The 15,648-nt window shown below is 47.0% G+C and carries 19 protein-coding genes; 12 read left to right on the forward strand and 7 right to left on the reverse strand.

What is annotated here, in order from left to right; translation table 11 throughout:
- The first annotated feature begins 150 nt into the window (after positions 1-150).
- The 9 genes from BMW65_RS09030 (at position 151) to BMW65_RS09070 (ending at position 7,548) form a co-directional block, all read left to right on the forward strand.
- Complete coding sequence (locus BMW65_RS09030; RefSeq protein ID WP_090604750.1) at positions 151-1,128, forward strand: oxidoreductase; 978 nt, start codon at positions 151-153, stop codon at positions 1,126-1,128.
- Positions 1,129-1,165: 37 nt separating this feature from the next.
- Complete coding sequence (locus BMW65_RS09035; protein ID WP_090604752.1) at positions 1,166-2,005, forward strand: AraC family transcriptional regulator; 840 nt, start codon at positions 1,166-1,168, stop codon at positions 2,003-2,005.
- 45 nt (positions 2,006-2,050) lie between these two features.
- Complete coding sequence (locus BMW65_RS23880; RefSeq protein WP_177181064.1) at positions 2,051-2,224, forward strand: hypothetical protein; 174 nt, start codon at positions 2,051-2,053, stop codon at positions 2,222-2,224.
- 448 nt (positions 2,225-2,672) lie between these two features.
- The gene (locus BMW65_RS09045) at positions 2,673-3,224 is read left to right on the forward strand and encodes a Crp/Fnr family transcriptional regulator (RefSeq protein WP_090604753.1); all 552 of its coding nucleotides are present in this window, start codon (positions 2,673-2,675) and stop codon (positions 3,222-3,224) included.
- Between the two features lie 74 nt (positions 3,225-3,298).
- Positions 3,299-3,829: a YceI family protein gene (locus tag BMW65_RS09050; protein WP_090604755.1), complete on the forward strand. Its 531-nt coding sequence runs from the start codon at positions 3,299-3,301 to the stop codon at positions 3,827-3,829.
- A gap of 4 nt (positions 3,830-3,833) precedes the next feature.
- Complete coding sequence (locus BMW65_RS09055) at positions 3,834-4,232, forward strand: hypothetical protein (protein WP_090604757.1); 399 nt, start codon at positions 3,834-3,836, stop codon at positions 4,230-4,232.
- A 92-nt stretch (positions 4,233-4,324) separates the two neighbouring features.
- A complete protein-coding gene (locus BMW65_RS09060) occupies positions 4,325-5,380 on the forward strand; it encodes an aldo/keto reductase (RefSeq protein ID WP_090604758.1) in 1,056 nt (351 codons plus the stop codon).
- A gap of 24 nt (positions 5,381-5,404) precedes the next feature.
- The gene (locus BMW65_RS09065; protein ID WP_090604761.1) at positions 5,405-6,271 is read left to right on the forward strand and encodes a helix-turn-helix domain-containing protein; all 867 of its coding nucleotides are present in this window, start codon (positions 5,405-5,407) and stop codon (positions 6,269-6,271) included.
- A 131-nt stretch (positions 6,272-6,402) separates the two neighbouring features.
- Positions 6,403-7,548, forward strand: coding sequence for an SMP-30/gluconolactonase/LRE family protein (locus tag BMW65_RS09070; protein ID WP_218145376.1), 1,146 nt, complete (start codon positions 6,403-6,405; stop codon positions 7,546-7,548).
- Positions 7,549-7,568: 20 nt separating this feature from the next.
- On the opposite strand, the gene BMW65_RS09075 is transcribed toward BMW65_RS09070, so the two are convergent.
- Positions 7,569-7,916: a winged helix-turn-helix transcriptional regulator gene (locus BMW65_RS09075; protein WP_090604763.1), complete on the reverse strand. Its 348-nt coding sequence runs from the start codon at positions 7,914-7,916 to the stop codon at positions 7,569-7,571.
- A 91-nt stretch (positions 7,917-8,007) separates the two neighbouring features.
- On the opposite strand from BMW65_RS09075, the gene BMW65_RS09080 reads away from it, so the two are divergent.
- The gene (locus BMW65_RS09080; RefSeq protein ID WP_090604765.1) at positions 8,008-9,108 is read left to right on the forward strand and encodes a Gfo/Idh/MocA family protein; all 1,101 of its coding nucleotides are present in this window, start codon (positions 8,008-8,010) and stop codon (positions 9,106-9,108) included.
- Between the two features lie 65 nt (positions 9,109-9,173).
- On the opposite strand, the gene BMW65_RS09085 is transcribed toward BMW65_RS09080, so the two are convergent.
- Positions 9,174-10,163 carry an aldo/keto reductase gene (locus BMW65_RS09085; RefSeq protein WP_090604767.1) on the reverse strand — a complete coding sequence of 330 codons (990 nt, stop codon included), beginning with the start codon at positions 10,161-10,163 and terminating at the stop codon, positions 9,174-9,176.
- A gap of 21 nt (positions 10,164-10,184) precedes the next feature.
- Positions 10,185-10,778 (reverse strand): NAD(P)H-dependent oxidoreductase, encoded by a 594-nt coding sequence (locus BMW65_RS09090; RefSeq protein ID WP_090604768.1) that lies wholly within the window; start codon positions 10,776-10,778, stop codon positions 10,185-10,187.
- 101 nt (positions 10,779-10,879) lie between these two features.
- Between BMW65_RS09090 and BMW65_RS09095 the strand changes: the two genes are divergently transcribed.
- Positions 10,880-11,782: a LysR family transcriptional regulator gene (locus BMW65_RS09095; protein WP_090604770.1), complete on the forward strand. Its 903-nt coding sequence runs from the start codon at positions 10,880-10,882 to the stop codon at positions 11,780-11,782.
- On the opposite strand, the gene BMW65_RS24675 is transcribed toward BMW65_RS09095, so the two are convergent.
- Together BMW65_RS24675 and BMW65_RS09105 are read right to left on the reverse strand one after the other, a co-directional pair.
- On the reverse strand, positions 11,695-11,961 hold the full coding sequence (locus BMW65_RS24675) for a DUF3175 domain-containing protein (protein WP_143053849.1): 267 nt from the start codon (positions 11,959-11,961) through the stop codon (positions 11,695-11,697). The two genes, BMW65_RS09095 and BMW65_RS24675, sit on opposite strands and share 88 nt — an antisense overlap.
- Positions 11,962-12,007: 46 nt before the next feature.
- Positions 12,008-13,189 (reverse strand): PQQ-dependent sugar dehydrogenase, encoded by a 1,182-nt coding sequence (locus BMW65_RS09105; protein WP_090604773.1) that lies wholly within the window; start codon positions 13,187-13,189, stop codon positions 12,008-12,010.
- A gap of 109 nt (positions 13,190-13,298) precedes the next feature.
- Here BMW65_RS09105 and BMW65_RS09110 point away from each other — a divergent pair, with 109 nt between their 5' ends.
- Complete coding sequence (locus tag BMW65_RS09110) at positions 13,299-14,234, forward strand: NADP-dependent oxidoreductase (protein WP_090604775.1); 936 nt, start codon at positions 13,299-13,301, stop codon at positions 14,232-14,234.
- 9 nt (positions 14,235-14,243) lie between these two features.
- Here BMW65_RS09110 and gloA2 read toward each other — a convergent pair whose 3' ends face one another.
- Together gloA2 and xth are read right to left on the reverse strand one after the other, a co-directional pair.
- Positions 14,244-14,627 carry an SMU1112c/YaeR family gloxylase I-like metalloprotein gene (gene gloA2, locus BMW65_RS09115; RefSeq protein WP_090604777.1) on the reverse strand — a complete coding sequence of 128 codons (384 nt, stop codon included), beginning with the start codon at positions 14,625-14,627 and terminating at the stop codon, positions 14,244-14,246.
- A 4-nt stretch (positions 14,628-14,631) separates the two neighbouring features.
- The gene (gene xth / locus BMW65_RS09120) at positions 14,632-15,402 is read right to left on the reverse strand and encodes an exodeoxyribonuclease III (protein WP_090604778.1); all 771 of its coding nucleotides are present in this window, start codon (positions 15,400-15,402) and stop codon (positions 14,632-14,634) included.
- Positions 15,403-15,648: the final 246 nt, after the last annotated feature.

Here is a 15,648-nt window from a genome sequence, read left to right on the forward strand (position 1 = left end):
TTTACACACATCATATACCCTCCGAAATAGGACAAACGGAAGAAGAATACAATTAAAACACGGCCCTGTCAACAAAGTAAAATCGGCCTTTAAAACAAAGTAAGCCGAAAGAATGCTTTCTACTTTTGTCCTGACAAAATAAGTTAAAAAATGGGACAAGATAATTATCAGGGAGCGTTACAGCGGCCAATAGGTTCAGGGTTTAACGCGGAATCCACAACAGGTGATGTCATCAAAGGAATTGACCTCACTGGGAAAACAGCAATCGTAACAGGCGCTAATACCGGAATTGGATATGAAACCGCTTTGGCGTTATACGAAGCAGGGGCCAACGTCGTTGTTGCTTGTCGTGACGAAGGGAAAGCTAAACAAGCGATCGAGAAAATGCAACTTTCGGAAGGCAAGGGCTCGTTGGAAATAGGAATACTGAACTTAGCAAATCTTGAAGCAATCCGAACGTTTGCAGCTGATTTTAAAAACAACCATCAACGGCTGGACTTGCTCATTAACAACGCAGGAGTAATGATGCCTCCGGCAAGCAAGACCGACGATGGTTTTGAGTTGCAGTTTGGTGTGAATTTTATCGGACATTTTGCATTAACGGGACATTTATACCCATTGCTGAAAGAACGTAAAAATGGACGGGTAGTCACCGTGAGTAGCGGGGCAAGTACTTTTGCAAAAGAAGTTGATTTTGATAATTTAAAATTAGAAAAGCCTTACGATGCCAATCGGGAATATGCCGTAAGTAAATTGGCAGGGTTACAATTTGCGTTTGAGCTGGACCGCAGATTAAAAGCCATCGGTTCATCATTATTGTCCACGGCATCTCACCCCGGAGTGGTCTATACAGACTTACAACGGCACATTCCCGAAGACGAGCTGAAAGCTGCCTGGAAAAATTTTAGCACAGTCTCCGATCCGTGGCAAGGAGCTTTGCCGTCTTTATTTGCGGCAACGTCCGAAGCCGTTACAGGTGGCGATTATTACGGCCCTGACGGAGAGCGGGAACAATCCGGCTACCCCGCTCCATCCCAACTATTGACCGGAGCTGAACGGGATGAAGAGCAGGCCCGGAAACTTTGGCACTATGCACAGGAAAAGACAGGGGTAATCTTTCCTTCGTAAATTTTTTTAAGTTTGATAGCGATTAATCCTATCTGAAATGGAACATAAAATACAGAACACCAGTGCCGAAATCATTCTATCCTGTATAGAACAGAAATTTTTCAAAGCGGATATTACGCTGGAAAATCATTCGTTGGTGCGGATAGTATCTGGTGAGATGAAAGTGATTCAGGCAGATAGTACGTTTATATTTCGGGCAGGCGATACGTTTCTTTTTCCAAGGAATCAGCCTGCTACGATTATAAAATACGCAAAGGATGGCCGGCCATACAAATCATTGGTCATGTATATAACCGCGTCCAGGCTGAAATCATTCTATTTGAAAAATGATGCGGCTATTACCGAACCTCATGCACATAAAATAAGGATTTTTGAAAAGCATCCGTTGCTGGAAAGCTTTTGTGCTTCTTTGATGCCTTACTTTGATTTATCCGAAGAACTTCCTGACAACCTCACACGTATCAAGATAGAAGAAGTGCTGACCATCTTACGCAGCATTGACAACGGTATAGACAACCTTTTGGCAGACTTTTCCGAACCGGGTAAAATCAATCTTGCTGATTTTATGGAAGGGAATTTTATGTTTAATATGCCGATGGAGAAATTCGGCTACCTGACAGGCAGAAGCCTTACGACGTTCAAAAGGGATTTCAAAAAGGCTTTCAACACCACTCCCCAAAGGTGGCTTACCCAAAAGCGGTTAGAGTTGGCTCACTATCAGATTGCTGAGAAGAACCGCCAACCTGTTGAGGTGTATTACGAGGTAGGGTTTGAAAACCTGTCCCACTTCTCGTATGTTTTCAAAAAACATTTTGGATATGCTCCTTCGGAACTCCTGGTAAATATGAGCCTCTCAACAAAACTAAAAAGGACCTGACAACAAGATACGCAAACGCAGTCTGAACTGGTGCGTGTAGCGGCGTTGTTTAACAAACAGGCCAAAGCCATACTTCCATTAGTGGGTATATACCGTAATGCCAGCAATGAAAAGGCCGTGAAATTATTGGGTTGGAACCCCCGTAGCAATGAAGAGGCCATCCTGACGACCGTGGAGAGCATGGTAAAATGGGGGGCTATTACCGAGGAAGGAAATTAATTAAATTTGCATATGCTAACGAGAGCGGACAACATAAAATCATGCTACGTAGGCCCGGCAATATCACCGGAACAGTTCATTCCGGAACATTTCTTTTTGTATCTTTTAAAAGGAAAGATAGCAGGCTTCGATGGTCATAAGAAATATTCCATGAAAGCGGGCGAATGGGGTTTCAAAAAAATATTCAACGATACACCGAATCATTGGTTAATACAAAAGCGTCTCGACGAAGCCTATTTCCTTATCGAAAGAAAGGGAAAAAATCATCGGATATCTATATGGATTTGGGGTTTGAGGATCTGTCACATTTTTCCGTTAGTTTTAAGAAAAAGTACGGTATCAATCCGAGGGAACTGCCGCGTGCCGCAACTAAGAATCTGGCAGCTCAGAGTTGATTAAATTAATTGATTGTAGTATGTTGCAGGCGGCAAAAAAGATACAATAAGGCATGGTGCAAAAAGAACACGAAATAGTCAGTTTAAATGCGATCAGTGCTTTCTTCGGGACGAAGAAATTTTCAAAGGGGGCCATTTTGCTACGGCAAGGCGAAAAATCCCAGTATGGCTATCAGGTGCTATCAGGGTGCCTGAGAAGTTTTGTGATCGACACTGCCGGAAAGGAACATATCATCCAGTTTGCTCCTGAAAACTGGTTGCTCACTGATATGAATGCTTTTCTGAACAACTCCAGTGCGGTAATGAATATTGATGTGATCGAAGAAAGCGAGGTTATTGTCTATGATAAACGTGTGTTCAGCTATCTCGAACAGGCTTCAAAGGAAGTGTTGCTTGCCGAAATAAAGCGCTTTCAAAACAATATCATTGCTCACAACAACCGTATCATCGCCTTGTTGAGCGCAACGGCAGAAGAGCGTTATATTTCTTTTATGGAAACCTATCCTTCACTCCATCAGCGGCTTCCGCTGAAGCTTATTGCGGCTTATCTCGGTATTACTCCCGAATTTCTGAGCCGTATCCGAAAAAAGTTAGTGAAAAAATAATTTCTTATACTACATCAATTTTTAAGTGCTTTTGTGTTCGGAATTTTGTCATGAAATTTTAAATACAAAAGCAAATGAGAAAGTTAACATGTATTACAGTTGCGGCGTTGATGTTCATCACGTCGGCATTTGTGCTGATAAGCGCTGTCAATTGGCAAGTAAAAGAAGAGGATTATTCCATCAAGTTCAGCACCTCGAAAGCTGAGGGAGTAATTAAGGGCCTGGCTGGTACCATAAACTTTGATAACAGCGATCTTGCACAGTCGAATTTTGACGTCACAGTGGATGTAAGTACATTAAATACCGGGAATGGGTTAAAAAACAGACACGCAAAGGGCGAAAAATTCCTGGACGCCTCCAACTATCCAGTCATTCGCTTTAAGACTTCCCAGATTACCCGGTCTTCCGGTGGTTTTGTTGCCAAAGGAAAGCTGACGATCAAAGGGGTAAGCCGTGATGTTTCCATTCCCTTTACTTTCAATACCGTAGGTAATGACGGCACGTTCACGGGAAATTTCGAGATCAACAGAAAAGACTATGGCTTGGAATACAAAGGTGTTGGCGAAATCATTAAAATAGAGCTGTTAATTCCGGTAAATAAGTAAGCTCATGAAGTGGAAGAAATTTTTATTGCAAGGGGGAACAGCAAGTTTACTGTCCATTATTGCCTGTCTTATCTATCAAGAAATTTATACCCATACGTTTGAAACAGATTTTGCCGCTGTTCTCAATATCACCGGTATCGTAGGTGCAAGCATCCTGGGTTGTCTGTTGATTTCATTGGGATACGTATTAATTGAAAAATGGAATAAATCCCAATGGATTGGAATATTCAATCTTGTTGTGACAGGTTTATCATTTGCCTCGGTTATCAGTCCGCTCGCAACTACCTTACCTTTGGATATGGAAAGCCCCGAACTGTTTCCAGGTCTTGCCATTCCAATGCATTTCTTTCCTGCTTTGGCATTTTTTACCATTGTTCCTTTTTTCAACGAGAAAAAGCAGTAAGCGATTGAAACTAAAAGTCAACAACGTTGACACGCATAGCAAATCACCATTGCAGCTGCATTCCTAATTTTGTACCATAAATACAAAGCAATATGGAATATAGAATTTTAGGAAAATCGGGATTGAAAGTCTCCACGATTACATTGGGTACTATGACTTTCGGCGGAACAGAAGCTTTTGCAAAAGTAGGCAATGCCGATGTTAAACAAGCCCGAAGCATCATTGATCTGAGTATTGACCGAGGTGTTAATCTGATTGATACTGCCAATATGTATTCCGGAGGGTTATCGGAAGAAATCATCGGTGAAGTGCTGGATGGCAAAAGACCGGGAGACGTATTGATTTCCTCCAAGGCCCGTATGCCCATCGGTACGGGACCTAACGATGAAGGGTTTTCACGCTACCACCTGATCAGGGAATGCGAGAAAAGTTTGAAGCGTCTTCGGACGGATGTCATTGACATCTATTATATGCATGAATGGGATGGCCAAACGCCGTTGGAGGAAATGCTGGAAGCGTTGGACACCCTCGTCAAGCAGGGTAAGATACGCTATATCGGTACTTCCAATTTTTCGGGATGGCATACCATGAAAGCACTGGCCACAAGCCGGGAAAATGGCTACCAGCGTTTCGTAACGCAGCAGATCCATTATACGCTGGAAGCACGGGAAGCGGAATATGAGCTGCTTCCGATCGGCATCGACCAGGGACTCGGCGCATTGATTTGGAGTCCGCTTGCGGGGGGGCTGTTGTCGGGCAAATACATCAGGGAATCACAGCCCCAGCGTGGAACCCGCTTTGCCGAAGGCTGGAACGAACCGCCGATAAGGGATTGGGACAGGCTGTGGAATATTGTAACGATGCTCAATGAAATTGCCATTCAAAAAAATGTTTCTGCTTCACAGGTGGCTATAGCCTGGATTTTGACAAGACCATCGGTGAGTTCCGTTGTGATCGGCGGCCGCACGCTGGAGCAAATCGAAAGCAATATCAGCGCCATTGATGTACAACTCACAACAGACGAACTTCAACACTTGAACGAGGTCAGCAAATTGCCTTTACTGTATCCGTACTGGCATCAGGCAAACTTTGCCAAAAACAGGCTGAGTGAAGCGGATAAGATGCTGCTGGGAGCACATTTATCGTAAATTTGGCTCGTTGATTTGTAGTGTATGAAAGTAGTTAAAATACCGGGTGATTTACCGAAAGCACCCCATTATGAAAGCATCCTGGAATTGCAGGATGTTTCCATTGTGGAGTCCTGCACCCAAGCACACACTACTAAAAAAATATTGTTCTTGCAGGACCATTTGTTGCTTTTCGTACTGGAAGGAATATTCCGGATCAAACTGGGTGGGGAATTCCTTGAGGTGAATAAAAATGAAATGATCCTGCTGCCCAAATACCGGAGCATCGAGGCCTGGAAATACGGTAACCCCGATAAGAACTATGCTTATGAAAGCATGATGTTTTTCATCAAGGACGAGTTTCTGCTGGAATTCCTGAAGCAGGAAGATGTGAGGATCTTCAAGAGTCGAGAACCCGCACCGATTTTCGTACGTCCCTTCAAGGAACGATTGCTGAAATACCTGGAGTCATTGAAACCCTATTTTAGGGATAAGGAAGAGATCAACGTTAACCTGTACCGCCTGAAGATGATGGAATTGCTGTATGACCTGTCTCAGACCGATAAGAGTCTGCTCTTGCAGCTGATTCAGTTGAAGGCACGGCACCAGACAGCGATTCCGAGGGTAATGGAAGAAAATTACCTCAATCCGATCTCTCTGTCGGAGTTGGCTTATCTTTCGGGCCGCAGCCTATCCAGCTTCCGGAGGGACTTTGAACATATCTATCAGATGTCTCCGGGCAAATGGATCCAGGAGAAACGACTGAACAAAGCAAAGGAACTGCTTTCTGCTACGGAAATGACCGTAGCGGATGTGTGCTACACGGTTGGCTATGAAAACATATCACACTTCTCAAGGCTTTTTAAAGGCTACTGGGGGTATAACCCGAGCGAGTCCAGGGCCTCAACCTAATTAGCCTGGTGGAAGCGTCGGCGATGTATATATAGTTGACATTTAAAGTCAAATCGTTTGAAATTCCTCGCAAAATGCCTTTACCTGCTTCTTTTCATCTTTGTTGCATCAATAATTTAACACGCAAAACGATGGAAAAAAAGCAATGGATAGCACTTATGATAGCCGTTTTTATGGTTGGCTGCAATCCGGGACAGAACCAGGGAGGATTAGCTGAAGGCGAGTCAGCTCATGTTAAAAATCATTCGGGGAATGTCCGTCCATTTATCAAACTTCCTCCGGAATACAATACACCAGACGGTCTGGCTGTATCGGGGGATGGAACCCTAATACTGTCGGTACCGAATTTCAACAACCGCCATTTGATGGAACAGGGATTGATAAACGAACCTTCCGGTCCCTTCATGGCGATTATCGATCGGGACAATAACATCGCGCACTGGTACGATTTTAAACCTAACGATATGCATCCCGAGACGGGAACCGTTGGAGCAATGGACTGCGATTTCGGTCCTGATGGTCACCTTTATGTGGCCGATATGCAGGTTTTCTTCGATAAAAATTACAAATCCCGTATTCTGCGGATCAACGTTGTTAATGGCAAACCGACAAGTGTTGATGTGGTCGTGGAGGGTTTTATTGCTTCCAATGGCATGTATTGGCAGGGCAACCATCTTTTTGTTACAGAATCGGTTTTAGAAGCGCGTGGAGACGGTCTGACCAGTGGTGTATACGCCTTTTCTTTGGAGGAACTGCAGGGCGAAAAGCCGGTTCGATTGCAAGCTTATAAGAACGGCAAAGGCGATGACCATTTGGTAGTAACCTTTGAATCGGACAACCATATGGGATTCGGTGCAGACGGCCTGACCTTTGATGACGAGGGTTTTCTCTATACGACGGTTATCGAAAAGGGACAAATATTCCGTTCCAGATTGGATGTGAACAACAAAGCAGTGGAAACAAAACTGTTTGCTGAATCACCGAATATGGGTGGGCCTGACGGTTTGGTATTCAGCAGGGAGCGTAGCCTGTTTTACGTCGCCGACTTCCTCAACAATGCGGTGCATGCGATTGATCGCGATGGATACGTAATCACACTCCATCAAAACGGGGATACCGACGGTGCTGACGGCAAACTGGACCAACCTGCGGAAGTTGCATTGCGGGGCAATGAGCTGATTATTGTAAACATGGACATGGCGTGGGCTACGCCAGGTTTGTCCGTAAATACCAAGGTGGATCTGGAATCAAACTTGAGCAAAATAGATTTGAAATAACAGCGCTCTTACGATAATCACTATTTAGCCGTTATTACTCTTCTGTGCTTTTTTCCCCATTCAATCATTTCGTTGATAAGGATGCCGTACGCTTTGGCATATTCCGTGAACTCATATGCTACGAGCACCGGTGAATCTGGATATACTGTTCGCGTGATGAGTTTGTTATCCTCCAACTCTCTCAGATTTCGGGATAACATTCTTGTGGTGATGCCCGGAATGCTGCGTTCGATGTCCCGAAAGCGTTTGTTTCCGTTGCATATCGAATAAATAATGGGAAGTTTCCATTTACCTCCGATTACATAAATCGTATCTTGTAATGCCTGCGTATTGACTTCCTGCTGCTGTATGTTAATACATTTCTCCATAACCGCAATTTGGTATCATCGGTGATACTGGTTACAAAGTTATATCATAAATCCGATAACTTTGTGCCCGGATTAAAAATAGTATAGTGAAATGTATACTGCGAAGAAAATAAAAATAGGAATTATAGGGGCTAACCCCGAGCGTGGCTGGGCATCCACGGCACATATCCCTGCATTGAAGGCGTTGCCGGATTATGAGTTATCGGCGTTATCCAGCCGGACCAAGGAAGATGGGGAAAAGTTGAAAGCCACCTTTGGAGTCCCCCACGTCTATGATACTGTCAGCGGATTGATCCAAAGTCCTGAAGTCGATTTGGTGCTGATTACAGTTCGTGTTCCCCGACATTATGAATTGGTTTCGCAGGCTGCCAAAGCAGGAAAGCATGTGTTCAGCGAATGGCCATTGGCAAGAAACCTTAAAGAAGCAGCGGAATTGGCAGCTTTGGTAAAGAAAAATAACGTGAAAGGCTTTATTGGGTTGCAGTCAAGATCTGTTCCTGCCGTTCGTTTCATTAAAGATTACATCGCACAGGGTAATATTGGCGAAGTACTTTCTACGAGTATGATTGGTTCGGGAATTATTTATGGTGAATTTACGGAAAAGGCAAATGACTATACCGTAAATCCCGAAAACGGGGCAGGTATGATCAATGTCACATTCGGGAATGCGGTAGATGCATTGGCTTTTGTGCTTGGGGAATTTACGGAATTGTCGGCCACAACAGCTACCCGGAGGAAGACCACAACGATCGTCGAGAGCGGGGAAGCGGTACCCCTGAAGATTGCCGACCAGGTGGCAGTAACCGGAATACTGGTGGGCGGTGTGGTGGCCAGTGTTCATTTCCGGGGCGGTCATTTACCGGGAACGAATTTCCTGTGGGAGATCAACGGCACAAAAGGCGACATTCAGATTACAGCAGACGGCGGAAGTCTGGCGGTTTTTGAATTGACCGTAAAAGCAAGCAAAGGCGAAAATAGCGCAATGGAAATCCTTGAAATTCCTACAGTATATAATCTCGTTCCCGATAGGGAATTGGGTCGTATTCCTACCAATGTGGGGCAGAATTATCAATTGATCCAACAAGAAAAGGCACCTACCTTTGATGATGCTCTTATCCGTCACCGCATGATCGAAGCCATTGAAGAATCAGCAAGAACGGGAACCAGACAATCCTACAGGCTGAGCAGCTAAAGCTCCTAAGATCCACTAAACGGGTCTTAGGGGCCATGGCTGCCGGATGAATGCCGTCAGGATTTTTAACGGTTTAACTTGGATAATTCCACGTTAATCAAATTGAGCTCTTCAGCGGAGAGATCAAGTCGCAATGCGTCGGCATTTGCTATCGCTTGTTCCGCATTCCGTGCTCCGGCCAGCACAACCGTGATACCCGGCTGTAAGGTCGTCCAGCGCAGTACCAACTGCGACAGCGTGGCGCTTTTGCTTTCGGCAACGGGCGAGATACGTTCGAGAAACTGCTGTACGCGATCCAGATCAAACTGCCCGAAATAGCCGTGCCGGTGGTCATCGGCTTTCAGCTTTCCATCGTTGAAATATTTGCCCGTGAGGAGCCCCCGCTCCATTGGACTGTAGGCAATGATGCCGATCTGGTTTTCGAGGGCATGGGGTACCAGATCCCGTTCGATGCTGCGGTTGAGCATGCTGTAGGAAACTTGGTTGCTGGCCAGCTTCAAGGTTGCTTCGGCTTCCCGGAGCTGCGCAACGCTGTAGTTGCTCACACCGGCGGCTTTGATTTTTCCCTGCTGGATGAGCAACTCCAGGGCTTCCATCGTTTCGCTAATGCGTGTGGTATTATCTGGCCAGTGCAGTTGCAGTAGGTCGATGTAATCCGTTCCCAGCCGTGTCAGGCTTTCCTCCACTTCCTTGATGATATTAGCCTTCGTTGCGTATTTGTAGACAGAAAGTGGTTTGCCGTTGTGTTCAGCATCAAAGAAAAATTCACCTTTCCCTTGGTTGCTACCATCCCATACCAGGCCAAACTTGGTAAGCAACTGGATAGCCGTGCGGTCGCGCCCGTTGATAGCTTCGCCAATCATTTCCTCGCTCAGTCCGAACCCATAGAACGGCGCCGTGTCAAGCGTGGTCATCCCATGGTCTAATGCTGCATGCACCGCGGCTATGGAGTCTTTCTTTTCGTTGCCGCCCCACATATTGCCGCCGATGGCAAATGCGCCATAGGCGATGGTAGATAATTGCAGATTGGTATTGCCTAATTTTCTGTATTCCATTTGTAAGCTATTTTTTATGAATTAATGATTAAATACGTCCTGTAAATGCTGCCGGTACCGGGTCATGTCGCGCGGGACGTCGGCATTCTTTTCAACGTCGTGGAAGTGAAAACTCTCCAGGGGTGCCATACCGGCAAATGCATTCATGCGGTGGAAGCCGAACAACGGGCCGTCATCGACACTTTTGTGCTGGAAAAACTCACCGGGTAGTGTGAATGCCGTTGCCGGAGCGTTCCAAGTAGTGGTCAATAAATAACGGCGTCCCTGCAACTCCCCGCCGGTACCGTAGTTGACGGTAGGATTGTCGGCCTTGCGCCCGTCGCTGTGGTAGATACCACGCCGATGGCCGGCGGTGAATACATCATCGATGTATTTTTTAAAACCATGCGGTAGCTGAAACCACCAGATGGGAGTATGGTAGATCACCACATCTGCCCACACAAACTTGGCTACTTCCTCCAGCGGGTCATATCCGTCCGCGATATGCGTGATTTGTACTTCTGCATCCTCCTTACGGCCAAAAAAATCGGCTGTCGTATCGGCAATGGTACGGTTGAACCGGCCTCCTGAATGCCCGAAGTCCTGCCCGCCGTTGATAATGAATACCTTTTTCATCGTGCTTTCTCCTTTAAAAACGGTACAAAAGTAGGGGTGCTTGAAGTATTATAAAAATAAGATAATTTATATATTTGTATCAGAATTATAATGGATTAGTCATGGTTAATTTAGAGTGGTACCGTACGTTTAAAGCCATTTACAAGACGGGTACATTGACAGGTGCTGCCGAGGCGCTTTTCATTTCCCAACCGGGCGTGAGCCTGCACCTCAGTTCATTGGAAAATTATGTAGGTTATAAGCTGTTTGACCGTACGGGGCGCAAGATGATACCCACAGAACGGGGAAAGGTGCTTTATAATGTCGTGGCAGAGAGCCTTGCCAAGCTGGAAGAGGCCGAAAAGAACTTCCAGCGCAGTACGGAGCAACATACACCTACGATCAGCGTAGGCATGTGCTTTGAAACCTTCCAAATCACGTTGGAGCAATACATTTCGTCGCTGCCTTTTAACGTAATTATCAGCTTCGGCGAATATCCCGAGATGTTGGATAAACTGGACAAAGGTATCCTGGATTTGATCATTACACCGCACAGGGGTGTATCGCCCCAAATTGAGCACGAGGCGTTTTCGTCGGAGACCATCGTGCTGGTGGGCGGCAATGACATTGACCACGAAACCTTTGAAGGCTTATTGCAGGAAGAGGGTATAGCCGCGGTGGAAAGCTGGCTGAAAAGCCAGAAGTGGTATGGCACTACCGGAGACATGGAGCATCTATTCCGGTTTTGGCAGCTCCATTTCGGCCATCAACCGGATTTCCGGCCCAACTATATCGTACCCAACCTCAATTCCATCGTGCGATGCCTCACCGGGGGTAAGGGATTGGCGGTCATTCCGGATTTCCTCTGTCGCAAGGAAGTGGATGCCGGCCAAATCAAGCTGATATGGGCGGGCCATAAGCCGCTGAAAAACACACTTTATTTCGGAACGCGTAAAAAGACCGCCCATGGCAAGGAGATAAGCTTGATTAAAGGGCTGTTTAAACAGGTGATGTTGCCGGAGTAATGGTTCTGCTCGGGTTTTGGAGGCGTGACTACGCATGTCGCGGTTCCCGGCCAAATGCTTTCCGTTTTTTTAGGATCCTTGGCTTCGAAGATATTTTCCTCCAAATCCAGTGCGTCGCTCTTTTCGGTCACCTCGGCAGACCATTTGCTGCCTGCGCTGGTTTTCTTTTGTGCTGCCATGATAAACGCGTTTTAAGCTACCCTTGCGGGCAGATGATAATCTTATCTATTTGTAGTACACCCGGTAGACCACGCCGTGGGCATCATCCGCGACCAACAAGGAGCCATCGGTATGTTGTGCCAGGCCACATACGCGGGCAAACTGACCTTTTTTATCGGCCGTAACGAAACCGGTGATGAAATCTTCAATGCGTGTGGGTTGCCCATTTTCATATCGGACTCGGACGATTTTATAACCGGATGGCTCGGCTCTGTTCCATGAGCCATGCATAGTCACGAATGCATCTCCATTGAACTCGCCGGGAAACTGGTTGCCCGTGTAAAACAATAAATTCATCGGCGCCGCATGTGCATCGTAAAGTAGTGTCGGTTTTACCGATTTAGCTGCATATTCCTCATGCGTCATGTTCTTGGGGTCGTGGTGCACTTCGAACTGCCCATCGCCGTATACAAAGGGCCAGCCGTAGTCCTGACCTTCAACAATTTTATTGAGTTCTTCCTGCTGTTCGTCGTTTCCCAGCCAGTCAATACCGTGGTCAAAGCCCCACAATTCGCCGGTTTGCGGGTGCCAGTCAAACCCGATGGTATTCCGTAGTCCGGTGGCATATATCGTCCGTTGGCTTCCGTCGGGATTCATCTTAAGCATTGTGGCATTTTCCTTATTGGTTTCGATGCAAGCATTGCAGGTGCTGCCCACGGAGACATACAGGGCGTTGTCTGGCCCTATCTTGAGCGTCCGGTTGCCATGCTGGCCGCCATCGGGAAGATCGTCCACCAGCAGTAGCAGGCTATCGATGCTGCCATCGGGATGGATGGCGGTTTTATACAGCTCGTTGACTGTGATGAGGTAGAGGTCGTCACCGTCTATTGCAATACCATGGAGCTGGTCTTTTTTTGCCAGTACTTTCTTGATTTCGGCCTTGCCGTCTCCGTCGCTGTCCTGCAATAAGGTCAGCGTGCCCTGGTCACGGTCGGTCACATACACCGCACCGTTAGCGGCCACGGCCAGCATACGCGATTTGCCGAGTCCTTCGGCAAATACCTCGATGGCAAATCCTGGAGGTAATTTTAAGGAACCGATGTTTTCCGGCGTCGGCATCAATTGCTTCGGCCTGAAAATATGACCTTCCATGTTGCGTTCGATGATTTCGGTATTGCCGTCTTGGCCAAATAACTGGGTATGATGAAATGCGATTGATAAAACCGTGATGAATGCAATAGTTTTCATGGGGCGTCTGTTTTAATCGGGTATCATTCAAAAGAGTCAAACCATTTAGAAACCCAGATGTTTTGATTTACAGTAACTCGAAGTTTATATACCACAGCTAATATTTCAAATGAGAGCAATCAGGATACATGAATTTGGCGGACCGGAAGTCTTGAAACTGGAAGAAGTGCCTATCCCAAGGCCGGCAGCAGACGAAGTACTGGTGAGTGTACATGCGACCAGCGTAAATCCGGTGGATTGGCGCATACGGTCCGGACAGCGGAAGGAGAAATTTCCGGTGCAGTTTCCCTTGATACCGGGTTGGGATGTTTCCGGTGTGATACAGGAGGTAGGGGAGGGTGTACAGCGGCTAAAGGTAGGGGATGAAGTCTATGGACGGCCTTACCCCACAAAAAACGGAGCCTATGCAGAATACGTCATCGTGCCAGCTGATGAGCTCGGAAAGAAGCCGGAGCGGATTGACCACATCCATGCCGCAGCGGTGCCATTGGCGGGGTTGACGGCCTGGCAGGGGCTGTTTGACCACGGCCAGCTAAAAGAAGGGCAGCGTGTGCTCATTCATGGGGCTTCCGGCGGCGTGGGTACGTTTGCCGTTCAGTTTGCCAAATGGAAGGGCGCTTATGTCATCGGCACGGCTTCGGAAAAGAATTTTGAGTTGGTGAAAAGTTTGGGTGCAGACGAAGTGATCGACTATCGTCAGGAAAACTTTTGGGAACGGCTAACCAATCTTGATCTGGTGTTTGATACCATTGGCGGTGAAACCCAACGACGGTCGTTGGATGTCCTAAGGCCTGGGGGTAGGTTGATTACTACGTTGAAGCCTGAATTTGTGGAAGAAGCAAAAACCCGTAATATTCACTTGGAGGGGTATACCGCCCAATCCTATCCGGAGCAGCTCGAAACCATCGCCATGCTGATTGATGAGGGAAAAGTAAAGCCGGTCATTTACAAAGTGATGGAACTGGAAGATGCCGCTGCCGCCCAGCAAATGAGTGAAGGTGGACACGTAAATGGCAAGATTGTCCTGAAAGTTGCCGGTAAGTGACGGGGCATTTTACACTTCATAAAGCTCCAACGGCAGGCCATCGGGATCGGAGAAAAACGTGAAGCGTTTGCCCGTATATTTGTCAATGCGAATAGGCTCCGTATCCACGCCCTTGGTATGGAGGCGGGCAATGACGGCATCGATATCCGCCACGGCAAATGCCAAGTGCCTAAGCCCGGCAGCTTCCGGCCTTGACGGCCGCTCAGGCGGGGCTGGAAATGAAAACAACTCGATAACATAGTGACCAGCCAACGCCAAATCCAGCTTGTACGATTGCCGTTCCTCGCGATACACTTCCTGTATCACCTGTAATCCCAATATTTCGGTATAGAAGTGCTTTGACCGCGCGTAGTCAGCGCAGATAATCGCCACGTGATGGATTGCTTGTAACATAGCTTTAATCTAACTCAATCCATACGGGTGCATGGTCGCTGGTTTTTTCCCAACCCCTTACCTGTCGATCTACTCCGGCAGCGCGTAGCCGTGGTGTGACGGCGGGGCTGAGCAGAAAATGGTCAATGCGCAGTCCAGCGTCACGGCCAAACGCATTACGGAAATAGTCCCAAAACGTATAGATGGTTTCATCCGGATATAGGCTCCGAAGCGCATCGGTCCACCCCTGGGCCAGCAGCTTGCGGAAAGCTTCGCGGGTTTCCGGCCGGAAAAGCGCATCGTCTACCCAGCGTTCGGGTTTGTATACGTCTATTTCCGTGGGGATCACATTGAAATCGCCGGTGAGTATTACGGGAACACTTTGATCAAGCAACGATTGACCATGGGCAATGAGGCGGTCCATCCAGCGGAGCTTATAGTCAAACTTCGGCCCCGGTGCAGGATTGCCGTTAGGCAGGTATAGGCAACCAATCACTACCTCATTGATTTTTGCTTCGATATAGCGGCTATGACTATCTTCCGGATCGCCGGGCAGTGCACGGCAGACTTCCGCGGGTTGTCCCAATCGCGACAGGATGGCCACACCATTCCAGCTCTTTTGCCCATGCCAGATGGCATGATAACCGGCATCCAGCAGTGCTTGTTCGGGAAAATTCTCCTGAATAGCCTTAAGCTCTTGCAAGCAGACCACATCCGGCCGGGTTTCCTCCAACCATTTTAATACGATCGGAAGGCGGGCATTGATGCTATTTACATTATAGGTAGCTATTTTCATGGCCTAAATATCGCAATAATTCGTTGGTTTACCACGGGTGCATCGTAGCCATTTGAAAATTGTGTGGCGATTTGTCCTCAGCTGGATATTGTGCAGGTTGTGGAAAGCGAAATAGAACGCATCAAGAATGACCCGGATTTGCAGCACTTGGTATAACAAGAATAGGAATTGTGTTTTAAAAATGTTGGACTTTTAAACAAGTAAGCTTGGACTTTTAAACAAGAGAAACCGGATTTTCAATACGGA

This window comes from Parapedobacter koreensis (genome assembly GCF_900109365.1).
Taxonomy (GTDB): Bacteria; Bacteroidota; Bacteroidia; order Sphingobacteriales; family Sphingobacteriaceae; genus Parapedobacter; species Parapedobacter koreensis.

Coding starts and splice junctions, on each gene's coding strand:
- BMW65_RS09110 (WP_090604775.1), top strand. CDS start 13,299: ATGAGAGCAATCAGGATACATGAATTTGGCGGACCGGAAGTCTTGAAA.
- BMW65_RS09030 (WP_090604750.1), top strand. CDS start 151: ATGGGACAAGATAATTATCAGGGAGCGTTACAGCGGCCAATAGGTTCA.
- BMW65_RS09035 (WP_090604752.1), top strand. CDS start 1,166: ATGGAACATAAAATACAGAACACCAGTGCCGAAATCATTCTATCCTGT.
- BMW65_RS09060 (WP_090604758.1), top strand. CDS start 4,325: ATGGAATATAGAATTTTAGGAAAATCGGGATTGAAAGTCTCCACGATT.
- BMW65_RS09085 (WP_090604767.1), bottom strand. CDS start 10,163: ATGGAATACAGAAAATTAGGCAATACCAATCTGCAATTATCTACCATC.
- BMW65_RS09080 (WP_090604765.1), top strand. CDS start 8,008: ATGTATACTGCGAAGAAAATAAAAATAGGAATTATAGGGGCTAACCCC.
- BMW65_RS09075 (WP_090604763.1), bottom strand. CDS start 7,916: ATGGAGAAATGTATTAACATACAGCAGCAGGAAGTCAATACGCAGGCA.
- BMW65_RS09095 (WP_090604770.1), top strand. CDS start 10,880: ATGGTTAATTTAGAGTGGTACCGTACGTTTAAAGCCATTTACAAGACG.
- BMW65_RS09065 (WP_090604761.1), top strand. CDS start 5,405: ATGAAAGTAGTTAAAATACCGGGTGATTTACCGAAAGCACCCCATTAT.
- BMW65_RS09045 (WP_090604753.1), top strand. CDS start 2,673: ATGGTGCAAAAAGAACACGAAATAGTCAGTTTAAATGCGATCAGTGCT.
- gloA2 (WP_090604777.1), bottom strand. CDS start 14,627: ATGTTACAAGCAATCCATCACGTGGCGATTATCTGCGCTGACTACGCG.
- xth (WP_090604778.1), bottom strand. CDS start 15,402: ATGAAAATAGCTACCTATAATGTAAATAGCATCAATGCCCGCCTTCCG.
- BMW65_RS09105 (WP_090604773.1), bottom strand. CDS start 13,189: ATGAAAACTATTGCATTCATCACGGTTTTATCAATCGCATTTCATCAT.
- BMW65_RS09055 (WP_090604757.1), top strand. CDS start 3,834: ATGAAGTGGAAGAAATTTTTATTGCAAGGGGGAACAGCAAGTTTACTG.
- BMW65_RS24675 (WP_143053849.1), bottom strand. CDS start 11,961: ATGGCAGCACAAAAGAAAACCAGCGCAGGCAGCAAATGGTCTGCCGAG.
- BMW65_RS09050 (WP_090604755.1), top strand. CDS start 3,299: ATGAGAAAGTTAACATGTATTACAGTTGCGGCGTTGATGTTCATCACG.
- BMW65_RS09090 (WP_090604768.1), bottom strand. CDS start 10,778: ATGAAAAAGGTATTCATTATCAACGGCGGGCAGGACTTCGGGCATTCA.
- BMW65_RS09070 (WP_218145376.1), top strand. CDS start 6,403: ATGGAAAAAAAGCAATGGATAGCACTTATGATAGCCGTTTTTATGGTT.